The sequence below is a fragment of the Pantoea sp. SGAir0430 genome (assembly GCF_043549295.1).
Map to the genome: position 1 here is coordinate 348,538 of NZ_CP039427.1, position 13,837 is coordinate 362,374.

Annotated in this window: 11 protein-coding genes and 1 pseudogene; 9 read left to right on the forward strand and 3 right to left on the reverse strand. The window is 56.2% G+C overall.

Annotated elements, in window-relative coordinates:
- Nucleotide 1 precedes the first annotated feature (1 nt).
- Entirely contained in the window at nt 2–661 is a 660-nt protein-coding gene (locus tag E7738_RS01760; protein WP_152390633.1) for a sugar phosphatase, read from the forward strand.
- 25 nt (nt 662–686) lie between these two features.
- Here E7738_RS01760 and yfbR read toward each other — a convergent pair whose 3' ends face one another.
- Both yfbR and E7738_RS01770 read right to left on the reverse strand, forming a co-directional pair.
- Nucleotides 687–1,286, reverse strand: coding sequence for a 5'-deoxynucleotidase (yfbR, locus tag E7738_RS01765; RefSeq protein WP_021509207.1), 600 nt, complete (start codon nt 1,284–1,286; stop codon nt 687–689).
- Nucleotides 1,287–1,356: 70 nt separating this feature from the next.
- Nucleotides 1,357–2,574 (reverse strand): pyridoxal phosphate-dependent aminotransferase, encoded by a 1,218-nt coding sequence (locus tag E7738_RS01770; protein WP_021509208.1) that lies wholly within the window; start codon nt 2,572–2,574, stop codon nt 1,357–1,359.
- Between the two features lie 965 nt (nt 2,575–3,539).
- On the opposite strand from E7738_RS01770, the gene lrhA reads away from it, so the two are divergent.
- Nucleotides 3,540–4,463, forward strand: coding sequence for a transcriptional regulator LrhA (gene lrhA, locus E7738_RS01775; protein WP_021509211.1), 924 nt, complete (start codon nt 3,540–3,542; stop codon nt 4,461–4,463).
- Between the two features lie 48 nt (nt 4,464–4,511).
- On the opposite strand, the gene E7738_RS01780 is transcribed toward lrhA, so the two are convergent.
- On the reverse strand, nt 4,512–4,646 hold the full coding sequence (locus E7738_RS01780) for a hypothetical protein (protein WP_021509212.1): 135 nt from the start codon (nt 4,644–4,646) through the stop codon (nt 4,512–4,514).
- Nucleotides 4,647–5,123: 477 nt separating this feature from the next.
- Between E7738_RS01780 and E7738_RS01785 the strand changes: the two genes are divergently transcribed.
- From E7738_RS01785 to nuoH, 7 genes and pseudogenes are all read left to right on the forward strand, one after another.
- Nucleotides 5,124–5,567: an NADH-quinone oxidoreductase subunit A gene (locus E7738_RS01785; protein WP_348879195.1), complete on the forward strand. Its 444-nt coding sequence runs from the start codon at nt 5,124–5,126 to the stop codon at nt 5,565–5,567.
- A 15-nt stretch (nt 5,568–5,582) separates the two neighbouring features.
- Nucleotides 5,583–6,260, forward strand: a complete 678-nt coding sequence (locus tag E7738_RS01790) for a NuoB/complex I 20 kDa subunit family protein (RefSeq protein WP_021509214.1) — start codon at nt 5,583–5,585, stop codon at nt 6,258–6,260.
- 116 nt (nt 6,261–6,376) lie between these two features.
- Complete coding sequence (gene nuoC / locus E7738_RS01795; RefSeq protein WP_031280036.1) at nt 6,377–8,176, forward strand: NADH-quinone oxidoreductase subunit C/D; 1,800 nt, start codon at nt 6,377–6,379, stop codon at nt 8,174–8,176.
- Nucleotides 8,151–8,694, forward strand: a pseudogene (nuoE, locus tag E7738_RS01800) (NADH-quinone oxidoreductase subunit NuoE). The gene nuoC and the pseudogene nuoE overlap by 26 nt, the downstream one beginning before the upstream one ends.
- 2 nt (nt 8,695–8,696) lie before the next feature.
- Nucleotides 8,697–10,037, forward strand: a complete 1,341-nt coding sequence (nuoF, locus tag E7738_RS01805; RefSeq protein WP_031280037.1) for an NADH-quinone oxidoreductase subunit NuoF — start codon at nt 8,697–8,699, stop codon at nt 10,035–10,037.
- A gap of 100 nt (nt 10,038–10,137) precedes the next feature.
- Complete coding sequence (nuoG, locus tag E7738_RS01810) at nt 10,138–12,861, forward strand: NADH-quinone oxidoreductase subunit NuoG (RefSeq protein WP_325923912.1); 2,724 nt, start codon at nt 10,138–10,140, stop codon at nt 12,859–12,861.
- Entirely contained in the window at nt 12,858–13,835 is a 978-nt protein-coding gene (nuoH, locus tag E7738_RS01815) for an NADH-quinone oxidoreductase subunit NuoH (RefSeq protein ID WP_021509219.1), read from the forward strand. Before nuoG ends, nuoH begins: the two co-directional genes overlap by 4 nt.
- Nucleotides 13,836–13,837: the final 2 nt, after the last annotated feature.

Sequence of the window (13,837 nt, forward strand, 5' to 3'; positions counted from 1 at the left end):
TGTGAAGTACAGGGGGTTTCTGTTTGATTTAGACGGGACGCTGGTGGATTCACTGCCGGCCGTGAATCGCGCCTGGTCACGCTGGGGCGCACGCCACGGCCTTGCTGCGCAGCAGGTGCTGGACTACATTCACGGCAAACCGGCGATCAACTCGCTGCGCCACTTTATGGCGGGCCAGTCTGAAGCAGCGATCCAGGCCGAATTTCGCTGGCTGGAGCAGCTGGAAGCAGAAGACACGGCAGGCGTGCAGGCGATTGCCGGTGCACACGCGTTGCTGACCACCCTGAACGCACTCGACATTCCCTGGGCGATTGTGACTTCGGGATCGATCCCGGTGGCGCATGCCCGTCACAAAGCGGCCGGTTTACCGCTGCCGGAGGTGTTTATTACCGCCGAGGACATTAAATTCGGTAAGCCCAATCCTGAACCTTATTTGCTGGGCGCTGAGCGGCTCGGGCTTTCTGCGCCAGAATGCGTGGTGGTGGAAGATGCACCGGCGGGCATTATCGCCGGGCTGGAAGCAGGCAGCGCGGTGGTGGCGGTCAATCCACCAGCCGATGCGCCACGCCTGAGTGAAGTGGCGCTGCAGGTGGAAAATCTGCAGCCGCTGCACATCAGTAAACAGCCGGACGGTTATTTCAGCGTGACGCTCCGCGCCTGAAACAGCCCACGCTGAGCGGCGCAGATTACAGCGGCGTATCCTGGGAAATTTCATCCAGCGACAGGCTGAAGCTGGGGATGAAGACTTCAACGAAGTAATCCATCTCCGGCGATCGCCGCTGCGCCAGCGTCTTCTCCAGACGGGCTTTGGCCAGCAGAAACTCGTTGTTGCCGGCCGACAGTTCTTCAAGGCACTTAAGGTAGGCGCACAGCGCATCAGCCTGTTTCACCACCGCCTGCTCGCTCTCGCTATGCAGGTGCTCATCCAGCAGCGGACGATACGCGTCCTGCAACTCAGGTGGCAGCATCTCAATCAGCTTGTGCTGCGCAATCTTTTCGATCTTCTTGTATTCATGGGCAATCTGCGCGTTGTAGTACTTCACCGGCGTGGGCAGATCGCCGGTCAGCACTTCGCTGGCATCGTGATACAGCGCCAGCATGGCGATGCGATCGGCATTCAGATTGCCGTTAAATTTTTTGTTTTTAATGATGGCCAGCGCGTGCGCCACCATGGCGACCTGCAGACTGTGCTCGGAGACATTTTCCGTGCGCACATTGCGCATCAGCGGCCAGCGGTTGATGAGTTTCAGGCGGGAGAGGTGGGCGAAAAAGTGGCTACGGGTCATGGACGGTTCCTGTTGCACGGCGGGGAGCTTGTGCGGCTCCCCGAAAGTCAAACAGTATACGCGTCACAGATTACTGACGATAGCCTTGCAGGAAGCGACCAAACTTGTTGATGGCCATCTCAAGGTCGTCCACGCGCGGCAGGGTAACGATGCGCACGTGATCCGGCCACGGCCAGTTAAAGGCGGTGCCCTGCACCAGCAGCACTTTTTCCTGCAGCAGGAAATCCAGCACCATTTTCTGGTCGTCCATGATGTTGAATTTCTTCGCATCGATGCGCGGGAACATATACAGCGCGCCCTGCGGCTTCACGCAGCTGACGCCGGGAATATCGTTGATCAGTTCCCAGGCGCGCTGGCGCTGCTCGAACAGCCGTCCACCCGGCGCGATAAACTCGCTGATACTTTGATAGCCGCCCAGCGCAGTCTGAATGGCATGCTGCGCCGGCACGTTAGCGCACAGACGCATCGAGGCCAGCATCTCCAGACCTTCGATATAGCCTTTGGCGTGCTTCTTCGGTCCGTTCAGTACCATCCAGCCCTGGCGGAAACCGGCCACGCGGTAGGTTTTGGACAGCCCGTTGAAGGTCACGGTCAGCAGATCCGGTGCCAGCGCGGCAATCGAATGATGCTGGGCTTCGTCATACAGAATCTTGTCGTAGATCTCGTCGGCGAAGATGATCAGGTTATGCTGGCGGGCGATCTCCACAATCTCCAGCAGCAGCTCTTTGCTGTACACCGCACCGGTCGGGTTGTTGGGGTTGATGATCACGATCCCGCGGGTACGCGGCGTGATTTTGCTGCGGATATCATCCAGATCCGGGAACCAGCCCGCGGATTCGTCGCACAGATAGTGCACCGCTTTGCCGCTCGACAGCGAAACCGCCGCCGTCCACAGCGGATAATCTGGCGCGGGCACCAGCATCTCATCGCCGCTATTGAGCAGCGCCTGCATCGCCTGCACGATCAGTTCAGACACACCGTTGCCAATATAGATATCTTCTACCGTAACGTCGCGCATGTCGCGCGCCTGGTAGTGCTGCATGATGGCTTTACGTGCTGAATAGAGACCTTTCGAGTCGCAATAGCCTTGCGCGCTCGGCAGGTTACGAATCACGTCTACCAGGATTTCATCAGGGGCTTCAAAACCAAACGGGGCAGGGTTGCCGATGTTGAGTTTGAGAACTTTGTTGCCTTCTTCTTCGAGACGTTTAGCTTCTTTCAGTACCGGGCCACGAATGTCGTAACAGACATTTTCCAGCTTGCCGGATTTATCAATTTGAAAATTCATCGTTACCGCCTTAATGGGCAGAGTCCTTTTAACCTGCCACTAAAATCAAACCTGCTCAATTTACTCCTCTCACCGTAACAAAAGAAGGGCAGCGCTGGGTTTTGGCGCGATAGCCAGGCTTTGCCGGATTCAGTGGCGCGAAACGCATTTTTAACTATTAAAACTGGTTTAATTATCTATTAAAATGGCAGGAATCAACATTAAATGCTTGCGCTGATCGGGTCGCCTGTAAACCGGGATATCCAGCCGCGCGCCGCGCCATTCAGCAATTTTTCATTTAACTGCGGTCTGAGGAATGGTTAGCGACTTGATGAAATAGTTAAAGGAATCTTGTTAGATGCCGAAAAAATGTGCAGCAATGATTAAGCACTATCTGGCATGAGGCGATGACGACGGTTATTTGCTTTGCCAGGCGGTTGAAACCAGGCCCCGTCAGCCGGGGATAAAATCGCGTGGCAGCGGCTTAAATAGCATTTACGCTGTCACTTTAACGCTTATCATTCAGTTTAAGAACCAGGCGGGTTAAAAAATCAGCAGCGTTGTGGCAGGATGTGCCGGAAATGGCTTTTGGTCAAAAATTACGATGTTTTGAACAAAAACATTTCCATTTATAGCGTAAAAATGATTAAGTATAATTTATTATTTGATGCACTTTATCGCTTCGCATCAGCATAACAAGATGTTATTCCTTTTTGCCCCGCAGGACAGTTTGGCGGGAAACCAGGCAACTACACAGCTTCCAGCAACGTTCTACTGACGTCCCTGGCCCAGGAAGTTGTTCTGACTTTTACGACGCCATTGCCTGTTTTGCGGTGATGTGTTCGTCGGCATCCGCCTGACTCGATTTTTTCATGAGCGCCTTCACACAGGGCGATCATTAAGCACCATTACCACTTATCTCTTTGATAAACATGGTAATACACCAGGGTAGTAGTTTCAAAAAATCTTATAAGTGAAGAAATAACATGACTAATGCAAATCGTCCGATACTGAATCTCGACCTCGATCTGCTGCGTACTTTTGTCGCCGTTGCTGACCTGAATACCTTTGCAGCCGCCGCTGCAGCAGTATGCAGAACGCAATCAGCCGTAAGCCAGCAGATGCAACGTCTGGAACAATTGGTAGGTAAAGAGCTGTTTGCCAGACATGGACGTAACAAATTGCTGACTGAGCATGGCATTCAGCTGCTTGGCTACGCCAGGAAGATCCTGCGTTTCAACGATGAAGCCTGCACTTCTTTAATGTACAGCAATATCCAGGGCGTGCTGACGATTGGCGCGTCTGACGATACCTCTGATACCATTCTGCCGTTTCTGCTTAACCGCGTAACGTCAGTGTATCCGAAACTGGCAATCGACGTCCGCGTGAAGCGTAATCCGTTTATGATGGAAATGCTGAATCAGGGCGAAGTGGATCTGGTGGTCACCACCTCCAGTCCGGGTAACTTCACCTACCAGGTGCTGCGCACCTCGCCAACGTTGTGGTACTGCGCGGCAGACTATATTTTCCAGCGCGGTGAAGCCATTCCGCTGGTGCTGCTGGATGAGCCAAGCCCGTACCGTGACATGGCGATCGATCATCTCAACGAAGCGGGTATCCCGTGGCGTATCTCCTACGTGGCTTCCACGCTGGCGGCGGTACGTGCGGCGGTAAAAGCGGGGCTGGGTGTCACCGCGCGTCCGGTTGAAATGATGAGCCCGGAGCTGCGCGTGATGGGGGCGGCAGAAGGCCTGCCGGTGCTGCCGGATACGCAATATCTGCTGTGCCGTAATCCGGACAGCGATAATGAGCTGGCACTGGCCATCTTCAACGCGATGCAGTCCACTAACGATCCTTACAATCTGAGCGCGAATCCGGACGGTACGCTGCTGCTGGATGATGAAGAGTAAGGTTGACCGTTACTGGTAATCCGTCACAACCGGCATGCCAGATAATTGTTAAAAGTTAGAGAAAAGAGCCTTAGCCTGATGAAAATCAGCTAAGGCTTTTTTTATGGCGGTTATTTCCGCTTTTTTAGCACGATTAGCACCTGATAATTTCACTAACTTCCTGAAAAGTGAAATGTGTTTCATTTTCATCCTGCGCGGAATTTATTTATCATTTCGTGCCAACTTTATCTCCGTCTTTCGTCAGACCGCCTGCCGGTTTTTCCAGCAAAAAACGTCAATATGTGTTCTGGATCAAAAAAATACCCCCGATAAGGGGGGGGAAATCCGCGCAAGACCTGTCAAACTATGATTGTTAAACGCACGATCCATGCATGTGAATACCCGCTACACTGAAATTAACCGTACAAACTGAAGCGATTTAGCTGGCGCTCAGGGGTGCATATGTTAATAATATGATGCGGGTGTAAATTAATGTTTGGATACTTTTGTCAAAGTTGACAAAAGGTTATAGAAAGGAGTAAAAAACCCCATAAAATTGCTGCTTAATTGATAAAGACAGCAAAGTTTATAAGGTTTTTTATCCTTCCCTTGAATCGATGTGGTGTGTTTGCTGCGACAGTGCAGGATGCCATCGCCACTTTTGATGAGTAAGCAAAGAGTATGTCAACAACCACAGAAGTCATCGCTCATCACTGGGCGTTTATTGTTTTCATTGTTATCGCGTTTGGCCTGTGTGCCTTTATGTTAACCGGTGGCTGGTTGTTAGGTGGACGTGCACGCGCGCGCCATAAAAACACGCCGTTTGAATCCGGTATCGAATCCGTCGGTGATACCCATATCCGCCTCTCGGCAAAATTCTATCTGGTTGCGATGTTTTTCGTCATTTTCGACGTCGAAGCCCTCTATCTATACGCATGGTCGACCTCCATTCGCGAAAGCGGCTGGGTCGGCTTTGTCGAAGCCGCAATTTTCATTTTGGTGCTCCTGGCAGGCCTGGTTTATCTGGTGCGCATCGGTGCGCTGGATTGGGCGCCTGCGCGTCGTCGCGTAGTCGTCAAATCGAGCCCGGTCAGCCACAGTCACACCAACCCTCATAAGCAGTAAAAGCGAGGCAATAAGATGGACTACACGCTGACACGCGTAGACCCGAACGGGGGCGATAACGACCGTTATCCCCTGCAGAAACAGGAGATTGTTACCGATCCTCTGGAGCAGCACGTTCATCGCAGCGTCTATATGGGCAAGCTCGAGCACGCCCTGCATGACATGGTGAACTGGGGTCGTAAAAACTCTCTCTGGCCGTATAACTTCGGCCTTTCCTGTTGCTACGTGGAAATGACCACGTCATTCACCGCAGTACATGATGTGGCGCGTTTCGGTGCGGAAGTAATGCGCGCCTCGCCACGTCAGGCTGACTTTATGGTGATCGCCGGTACGCCGTTTACCAAAATGGCGCCGGTGATTCAGCGTTTGTATGATCAGATGCTGGAACCAAAATGGGTGATTTCGATGGGGGCCTGCGCCAATTCCGGCGGCATGTATGACATCTATTCGGTGGTGCAGGGTGTGGATAAATTCCTGCCGGTTGATGTGTATATCCCGGGTTGTCCGCCACGTCCGGAAGCTTACATGCAGGCGCTGCTGCTGCTGCGTGAGTCCATCGGCAAAGAACGTCGTCCACTCTCGTGGGTGGTTGGCGATCAGGGCGTGTATCGCGCCAATATGCAGTCTGAGCGTGAAAGAAAGCGCGGTGAGCGTATTGCCGTCACCAACCTGAGAACCCCAGACGAAGTTTAAGCACCCCGTACACGGATGGAGCCACGGCCGCAGCAGATAATGACAACGTAGTGTGTGCCGCCATCCTGACGCCTTCTTTTGAGTGCCTGATTACAGGCCGGAATGGTGAGTAACGTATGACAGATTTAACCACGCAAGATCTCGCTCAGCCTGCATGGCAAACCCGGGATCACCTGGATGATCCGGTGATCGGCGAGCTGCGTAACCGTTTTGGGCCGGATGCCTTTACCGTTCAGGCCACCCGCACCGGCATTCCGGTCGTCTGGGTGAAGCGTGAACAGCTACTGGAAATTATTGAATTCCTGCGTAAGCTGCCGAAGCCGTACGTCATGCTCTATGACCTGCACGGTTTCGATGAGCGTTTACGTACCCACCGCGCCGGTCTGCCCGCCGCGGATTTTTCCGTTTTCTATCACCTGCTGTCGATTGAACGCAACCGCGACATCATGCTCAAGGTGGCGCTGTCTGAAAACGATCTGAATGTGCCCACCATCACCAAAATTTTCGCCAACGCCAACTGGTACGAGCGCGAAACCTGGGAGATGTTTGGTATCACCTTCAACGGCCACCCGCACCTGACGCGCATCATGATGCCGCAGACCTGGGAAGGGCACCCGCTGCGTAAAGACTACCCGGCGCGCGCCACCGAGTTCGATCCTTTCACGCTGACTAAGCAGAAAGAAGATCTGGAGATGGAGTCACTAACCTTCAAGCCGGAAGACTGGGGCATGAAGCGTGGCACCACCAATGAGGACTTCATGTTCCTCAACCTCGGTCCGAACCACCCTTCAGCGCACGGTGCGTTCCGCATCATTCTGCAGCTGGATGGCGAAGAGATCGTCGACTGCGTTCCGGACGTGGGTTACCACCATCGCGGCGCGGAGAAGATGGGCGAGCGTCAGTCCTGGCACAGCTATATTCCGTATACCGACCGTATCGAGTACCTCGGTGGTTGCGTAAACGAAATGCCGTACGTACTGGCGGTGGAAAAGCTGGCGGGCATCACCGTGCCGGATCGCGTGAATGTGATTCGCGTGATGCTGTCAGAGCTGTTCCGTATCAACAGCCACCTGCTGTACATCTCCACCTTTATTCAGGACGTCGGTGCCATGACACCGGTGTTCTTTGCCTTTACCGACCGTCAGAAAATCTATGACGTAGTGGAAGCGATCACCGGTTTCCGTATGCACCCGGCGTGGTTCCGCATCGGCGGTGTGGCGCACGATCTGCCGAAAGGCTGGGAGCGTCTGCTGCGCGAGTTCCTAGACTGGATGCCGAAGCGTCTGAAAGAGTACGACAAAGCTGCGCTGCGCAACACCGTGCTGATGGGCCGTTCGCAGGGCGTGGCCGCCTATAACATGGACGAAGCGCTGGCGTGGGGCACCACCGGTGCCGGTCTGCGCGCCACCGGTCTGGACTTCGACGTGCGTAAATGGCGTCCCTATTCCGGCTATGAAAACTTCGACTTCGAGGTGCCGGTCGGCGCCGGTATCAGCGACGCTTACACCCGTGTGCAGTTGAAGATGGAAGAGATGTGGCAGTCGCTGCGTATCCTTGAGCAGTGCCTGAAAAACATGCCGGAAGGGCCGTTTAAAGCCGATCATCCGCTGACCACGCCGCCACCGAAAGAGCGCACGCTGCAGCACATTGAAACCCTGATTACGCACTTCCTGCAGGTTTCGTGGGGCCCGGTAATGCCGGCCAACGAATCGTTCCAGATGATTGAAGCGACGAAAGGGATCAACAGCTACTACCTGACCAGCGATGGCAGCACCATGAGCTACCGCACCCGCGTGCGTACGCCGAGCTTCCCGCATCTGCAGCAGATTCCTTCGGTGATCCGCGGCAGCCTGGTATCCGACCTGATCGTGTACCTCGGTAGTATCGATTTTGTTATGTCAGACGTGGACCGCTAATTATGCACGATCAAAAAATTGCCATTCAAACCATCGACCCGACTGAGGTCTTTGTGCTGAGCGAGGCCGAGCACCACGCTATTGAGCATGAAAAACATCACTACGAAGATGCGCGCGCGGCGTCGATTGAAGCGCTGAAGATCGTGCAGAAGCAGCGCGGCTGGGTGCCAGACGGTGCCATCAACGCGATTGCTGAGGTACTGGGCATTCCGGCCAGCGACGTAGAAGGTGTGGCGACGTTTTATAGCCAGATCTACCGTACGCCGGTTGGCCGCCACGTGATTCGCTACTGCGACAGCGTGGTGTGCCACATCACCGGTTACCAGGGCATTCAGGCGGCGCTGGAGCAGAACCTGAACATTAAGCCAGGACAAACCACGCCGGATGGCCGCTTTACGCTGCTGCCAACCTGCTGCCTCGGCAACTGTGACAAAGGCCCGACCATGATGGTGGATGAAGATACCCACGTTCACCTGACGCCGGAAGGCATCGCCAACCTGCTGGAGCAGTATCAATGACCATTAAACAGATCATTCGTACTGCGGAAACCCATCCGCTGACCTGGCGTCTGCGTGACGACAAACAGCCGGTATGGTTCGATGAATACCGCAGTAAAAACGGCTACGTTGGCGCCGATAAAGCGCTGAAGGGCATGAGCCAGGACGAGATCGTCGCCGCGGTGAAGGATTCCGGCCTGAAAGGGCGCGGCGGTGCGGGCTTCAGCACCGGCCTGAAATGGAGCCTGATGCCCAAAGATGAATCCATGAACATCCGTTACCTGCTGTGTAACGCCGATGAGATGGAACCTGGCACTTATAAAGACCGCCTGCTGATGGAGCAGTTGCCGCACCAGCTGGTGGAAGGCATGCTGATCAGTGCGTTTGCGCTGAAAGCCTACCGTGGCTACATCTTCCTGCGCGGTGAATACATCGAAGCCGCGGAAAATCTGCGTCGTGCCATCGCCGAAGCCACTGCCGCGGGCTATCTCGGTAAAAACATTCTTGGTACCGGCTTCGATTTCGAGCTGTTTGTTCACACCGGTGCCGGCCGCTATATCTGCGGCGAAGAGACCGCGCTGATCAACTCGCTGGAAGGGCGCCGCGCTAACCCGCGTTCCAAGCCGCCGTTCCCGGCCAGTGCCGGCGTCTGGGGCAAACCGACCTGCGTCAACAACGTTGAGACGCTGTCCAACGTGCCGGCGATCTTCCTGAATGGCGTGGAGTGGTACAAAAACATCTCCAGCAGCGAAGACACTGGCACCAAGATGATGGGCTTCTCCGGCCGGGTGAAAAATCCGGGCGTGTGGGAGCTGCCGTTTGGTACCACCGCGCGTGAAATCCTCGAGGATTATGCCGGCGGAATGCGCGATGGCCTGAAGTTCAAAGCCTGGCAGCCGGGCGGAGCCGGTACCGACTTCCTGACCGAGCAGCACCTCGACCTGCCGATGGAATTTGCCAGCATCGGCAAAGCCGGCAGCCGTCTGGGTACCGCGCTGGCGATGGCGGTCGACCACGAAATCAATATGGTGTCGCTGGTACGCAACCTCGAAGAGTTCTTTGCGCGCGAGTCGTGCGGCTGGTGTACGCCGTGCCGTGACGGTCTGCCGTGGAGCGTGAAGATCCTGCGTGCGCTGGAGCAGAAAAAAGGCCAGCCGGGGGATATCGAAACCCTGCTGCAGCTTTGCCGCCAGCTCGGTCCGGGCAAGACGTTCTGCGCCCACGCACCGGGTGCCGTTGAGCCACTGCAGAGCGCGATTAAATATTTCCGTGACGAGTTTGAAGCCGGCATTGCGCCGCAGGTGTTTGGCAATACCCGCGCCATTGGCGGGATTCAGCCTAACCTGCTGAAAGCGCGCTGGTAAGCCGCCGTCGTACACGGAATCGCCCGGGCCTGAGGCTGCGGGGCAGGAATTAGATGTTTAACGCTCGTCTGCGGACGAGCCTTACGGAAGCATGTTCACTATGGCTACAATCCATGTAGACGGTAAAGAATATGATGTGAACGGAGCGGACAACCTGCTGCAGGCGTGTCTGTCTCTGGGCCTTGATATTCCTTATTTTTGCTGGCATCCGGCGCTGGGAAGCGTGGGAGCCTGCCGCCAGTGCGCGGTGAAGCAATTCCAGAATGCCGAAGATACCCGTGGTCGCCTCGTCATGTCCTGCATGACGCCTGCGTCTGACGGCACCTTTATCTCCATCGACGATGGCGAAGCGAAAGAGTTTCGTGAAAGCGTGGTGGAGTGGCTGATGACCAACCACCCGCACGACTGTCCGGTGTGCGAAGAGGGCGGTAACTGTCACCTGCAGGATATGACGGTAATGACGGGACACAGCTTCCGTCGCTACCGTTTTACCAAGCGTACCCATCAGAATCAGGATCTCGGGCCGTTTATCTCGCATGAGATGAACCGCTGTATCGCCTGTTACCGCTGCGTGCGCTACTACAAAGATTACGCCGATGGCAAAGATCTTGGCGTGTACGGCGCGCATGACAACGTCTACTTTGGCCGTCCGGAAGATGGCACGCTGGAGAGCGAATTCTCCGGTAACCTGGTAGAAATCTGCCCGACCGGCGTGTTCACCGATAAAACCCACTCTGAACGCTATAACCGTAAGTGGGATATGCAGTTTGCGCCCAGCATCTGCCAGCAGTGCAGCGTGGGTTGTAACACCAGCCCGGGCGAGCGCTATGGCGAGCTGCGTCGTATCGAAAACCGCTACAACGGATCGGTGAACCACTACTTCCTGTGCGACCGTGGCCGTTTCGGCTATGGCTACGTAAACCGTAAAGATCGTCCGCGTCATCCGGAACAGCTGCGCGGTAGCGACCGCATCACGCTGAACGCAGAGCAGGCGGTTAATGCCGCCGCGGATATCCTGCGTCAGGCGAAGAAGGTGATCGGTATCGGTTCGCCACGCGCCAGTATCGAAAGCAACTTCGCGCTGCGCGAACTGGTGGGCGCAGAAAACTTCTCAACCGGTATGCCGGCAGCTGAGCAGGCGCGGGTTGAGCTGATGCTGAAAGTGTTGCAGCAGGGCGGCATCTACACGCCATCGCTGCGTGAAATTGAAAGCTATGACGCCGTGCTGGTGCTGGGTGAAGACCTGACTCAGGTTGGTGCCCGCGTGGCGCTGTCGGTGCGTCAGGCCGTTAAAGGCAAAGCACGCGAAATGGCCGCCGCTCAGAAAGTCGCGGACTGGCAGATCGCCGCCATCCTCAACATTGGTCAGCATGCCAAACATCCGCTGTTTGTCACTAACGTTGATGAAACCCGTCTCGATGATATCGCCGCGTGGAGCTATCGCGCACCGGTGGAAGATCAGGCACGCCTGGGCTTCGCCATCGCGCACGCGCTGGATGACAGCGCACCGGCGGTTAGCGACTTTGACAGCAGCCTGAACGGCAAGCTGGACGTGGTGGTACAGGCGCTGGCCGGCGCGAAAAAACCGCTGATCATTTCCGGCACCCACTCAGGCAGCACGGCAATGATTGAAGCGGCAGCCAACGTGGCTAAAGCGCTGAAAGCGCGCGGTGCCGACGTCGGTATTACCTTCCTCGCCGGTGCCGCCAACAGCTTTGGTCTTGGCCTGATGGGCGGTCAGTCGCTGGACAGCGCGCTGGAGCAGCTGGATAAAGGCGAAGCGGAAGCGCTGGTGGTGCTGGAGAACGATCTCTACCGTCACGCGCCGAAAGCCACCGTCGATGCGGCACTGCACAACACCGCGCACGTGATTGTGGTTGATCATCAACGCACGGCCACGCTGGAGAAAGCCGGTCTGGTGCTCTCCACCGCCAGCTTTGCTGAGAGCGACGGTACCTCCATCAACCATGAAGGTCGCGCCCAGCGCTTCTTCCAGGTTTACGATCCGGCCTACTACGACGATAGCGTGGTGATGCTGGAGAGCTGGCGCTGGCTGCATTCGCTGCACAGCGCCGTCGAGAGCCGCCAGATTGACTGGACGCAACTCGATCACGTGATTGATGCCGCGATTGTGGCGCTGCCGCAGCTGAAAGGGATTAAGGACGCGGCGCCGGACGCCAGCTTCCGTATTCGTGGCCAGAAACTGGCGCGTTCACCGCATCGTGCCAGTGGCCGTACCGCTGCGCGCGCCAACATCAGCGTGCACGAACCGCGTCAGCCGCAGGATAAAGACACCATGTTTGCCTTCTCCATGGAAGGTAACAACCAGCCGTCGGCACCGCGTTCGCAGATTCCTTTTGCCTGGGCACCAGGCTGGAACTCACCGCAGGCGTGGAACAAGTTCCAGGCGGAAGTGGGCGGTAAACTGCGTCATGGCGATCCGGGCGTGCGGCTGTTCGAAGCCAGCGAAAGTGCACTGGACTGGTTCAGCCAGGTTCCGGCACGCTTCGTGGGCGGCAGCCAGTATCGCGTGGCACCTTACTATCAGCTGTTTGGTAGTGAAGAGATGACTCAGCGCTCGCCAACCTTCCAGAAACGCATGGCACCGGCCGCGCTGGTGATCAACCCGGCAGATGCTGAGAAGCTGGGCGTTAACAACGGTGCGTCCGTGGAACTGGTTTGCGCCGGTGAAACGCTGCGTCTGCCGGTGCGCTTCTCTGCGGCACTGCAGGCGGGGCAGGTGGGTCTGCCGCTCGGCATGCCGGGTGTACCGCCGTTCCTCGCGGGTGCGCAAATTGACAAACTGCAGGAGGCAGCGCAATGAGCTGGCTGACACCGGACGTTATTGACATCATCCTGCAGGTGGTTAAAGCCATTGTCATCCTGCTGGTGGTGGTGGCCTGTGGTGCCTTCATGAGCTTTGCCGAGCGTCGTCTGCTCGGCCTGTGGCAGAACCGTTATGGACCGAACCGTGTAGGCTGGGGCGGCTCGCTGCAGCTGGCGGCGGACATGATCAAAATGTTCTTTAAAGAGGACTGGGTTCCGCCATTTACCGATCGCTTTATCTTTACCCTGGCACCGGTCATCGCCTTCGTTTCGCTGCTGCTGGCGTTTGCGATTGTGCCGGTTTCGCCGAGCTGGATGGTCACCGACCTGAACATCGGTCTGCTGTTCTTCCTGATGATGGCGGGTCTGGCGGTATACGCCGTACTGTTCGCGGGCTGGTCGAGTAACAACAAATACTCGCTGCTCGGTGCAATGCGTGCCTCCGCGCAGACCCTGAGCTATGAAGTGTTCCTCGGCCTGTCGCTGATGGGCGTGGTGGCGCAGGCGGGTTCCTTTAACCTGAACGCCATCGTTGAGAGCCAGACGCACCTGTGGAATATCATCCCGCAGTTCTTTGGCTTCGTGACCTTCTGTATTGCTGGCGTCGCGGTGTGCCACCGTCATCCGTTTGACCAGCCGGAAGCGGAACAGGAGCTGGCCGACGGTTACCACATCGAATATGCCGGGATGAAGTTCGGCCTGTTCTTTGTCGGTGAGTACGTGGCCATTACTACCGTTTCGGCGCTGATCGTCACCCTGTTCTTCGGTGGCTGGCACGGTCCGTTCCTGCCGCCGTTCATCTGGTTCGCCCTGAAAACGGCGTTCTTTATGGTGATGTTTATCCTGATTCGTGCTGCGCTGCCGCGTCCACGCTATGACCAGGTGCTGTCGTTCGGCTGGAAAGTATGTCTGCCGTTGACGTTATTGAACCTGCTGGCCACTGCCGCAGTGATTCTGTACAACGCGCAGTAAGG

Excerpts from the sequence above, each read along its gene's own strand:
- E7738_RS01770 (WP_021509208.1), bottom strand. The coding sequence starts at position 2,574 with ATGAATTTTCAAATTGATAAATCCGGCAAGCTGGAAAATGTCTGTTAC.
- nuoC (WP_031280036.1), top strand. The coding sequence starts at position 6,377 with ATGACAGATTTAACCACGCAAGATCTCGCTCAGCCTGCATGGCAAACC.
- nuoH (WP_021509219.1), top strand. The coding sequence starts at position 12,858 with ATGAGCTGGCTGACACCGGACGTTATTGACATCATCCTGCAGGTGGTT.
- E7738_RS01790 (WP_021509214.1), top strand. The coding sequence starts at position 5,583 with ATGGACTACACGCTGACACGCGTAGACCCGAACGGGGGCGATAACGAC.
- E7738_RS01785 (WP_348879195.1), top strand. The coding sequence starts at position 5,124 with ATGTCAACAACCACAGAAGTCATCGCTCATCACTGGGCGTTTATTGTT.
- lrhA (WP_021509211.1), top strand. The coding sequence starts at position 3,540 with ATGACTAATGCAAATCGTCCGATACTGAATCTCGACCTCGATCTGCTG.
- yfbR (WP_021509207.1), bottom strand. The coding sequence starts at position 1,286 with ATGACCCGTAGCCACTTTTTCGCCCACCTCTCCCGCCTGAAACTCATC.
- nuoG (WP_325923912.1), top strand. The coding sequence starts at position 10,138 with ATGGCTACAATCCATGTAGACGGTAAAGAATATGATGTGAACGGAGCG.
- E7738_RS01780 (WP_021509212.1), bottom strand. The coding sequence starts at position 4,646 with ATGAAACACATTTCACTTTTCAGGAAGTTAGTGAAATTATCAGGTGCT.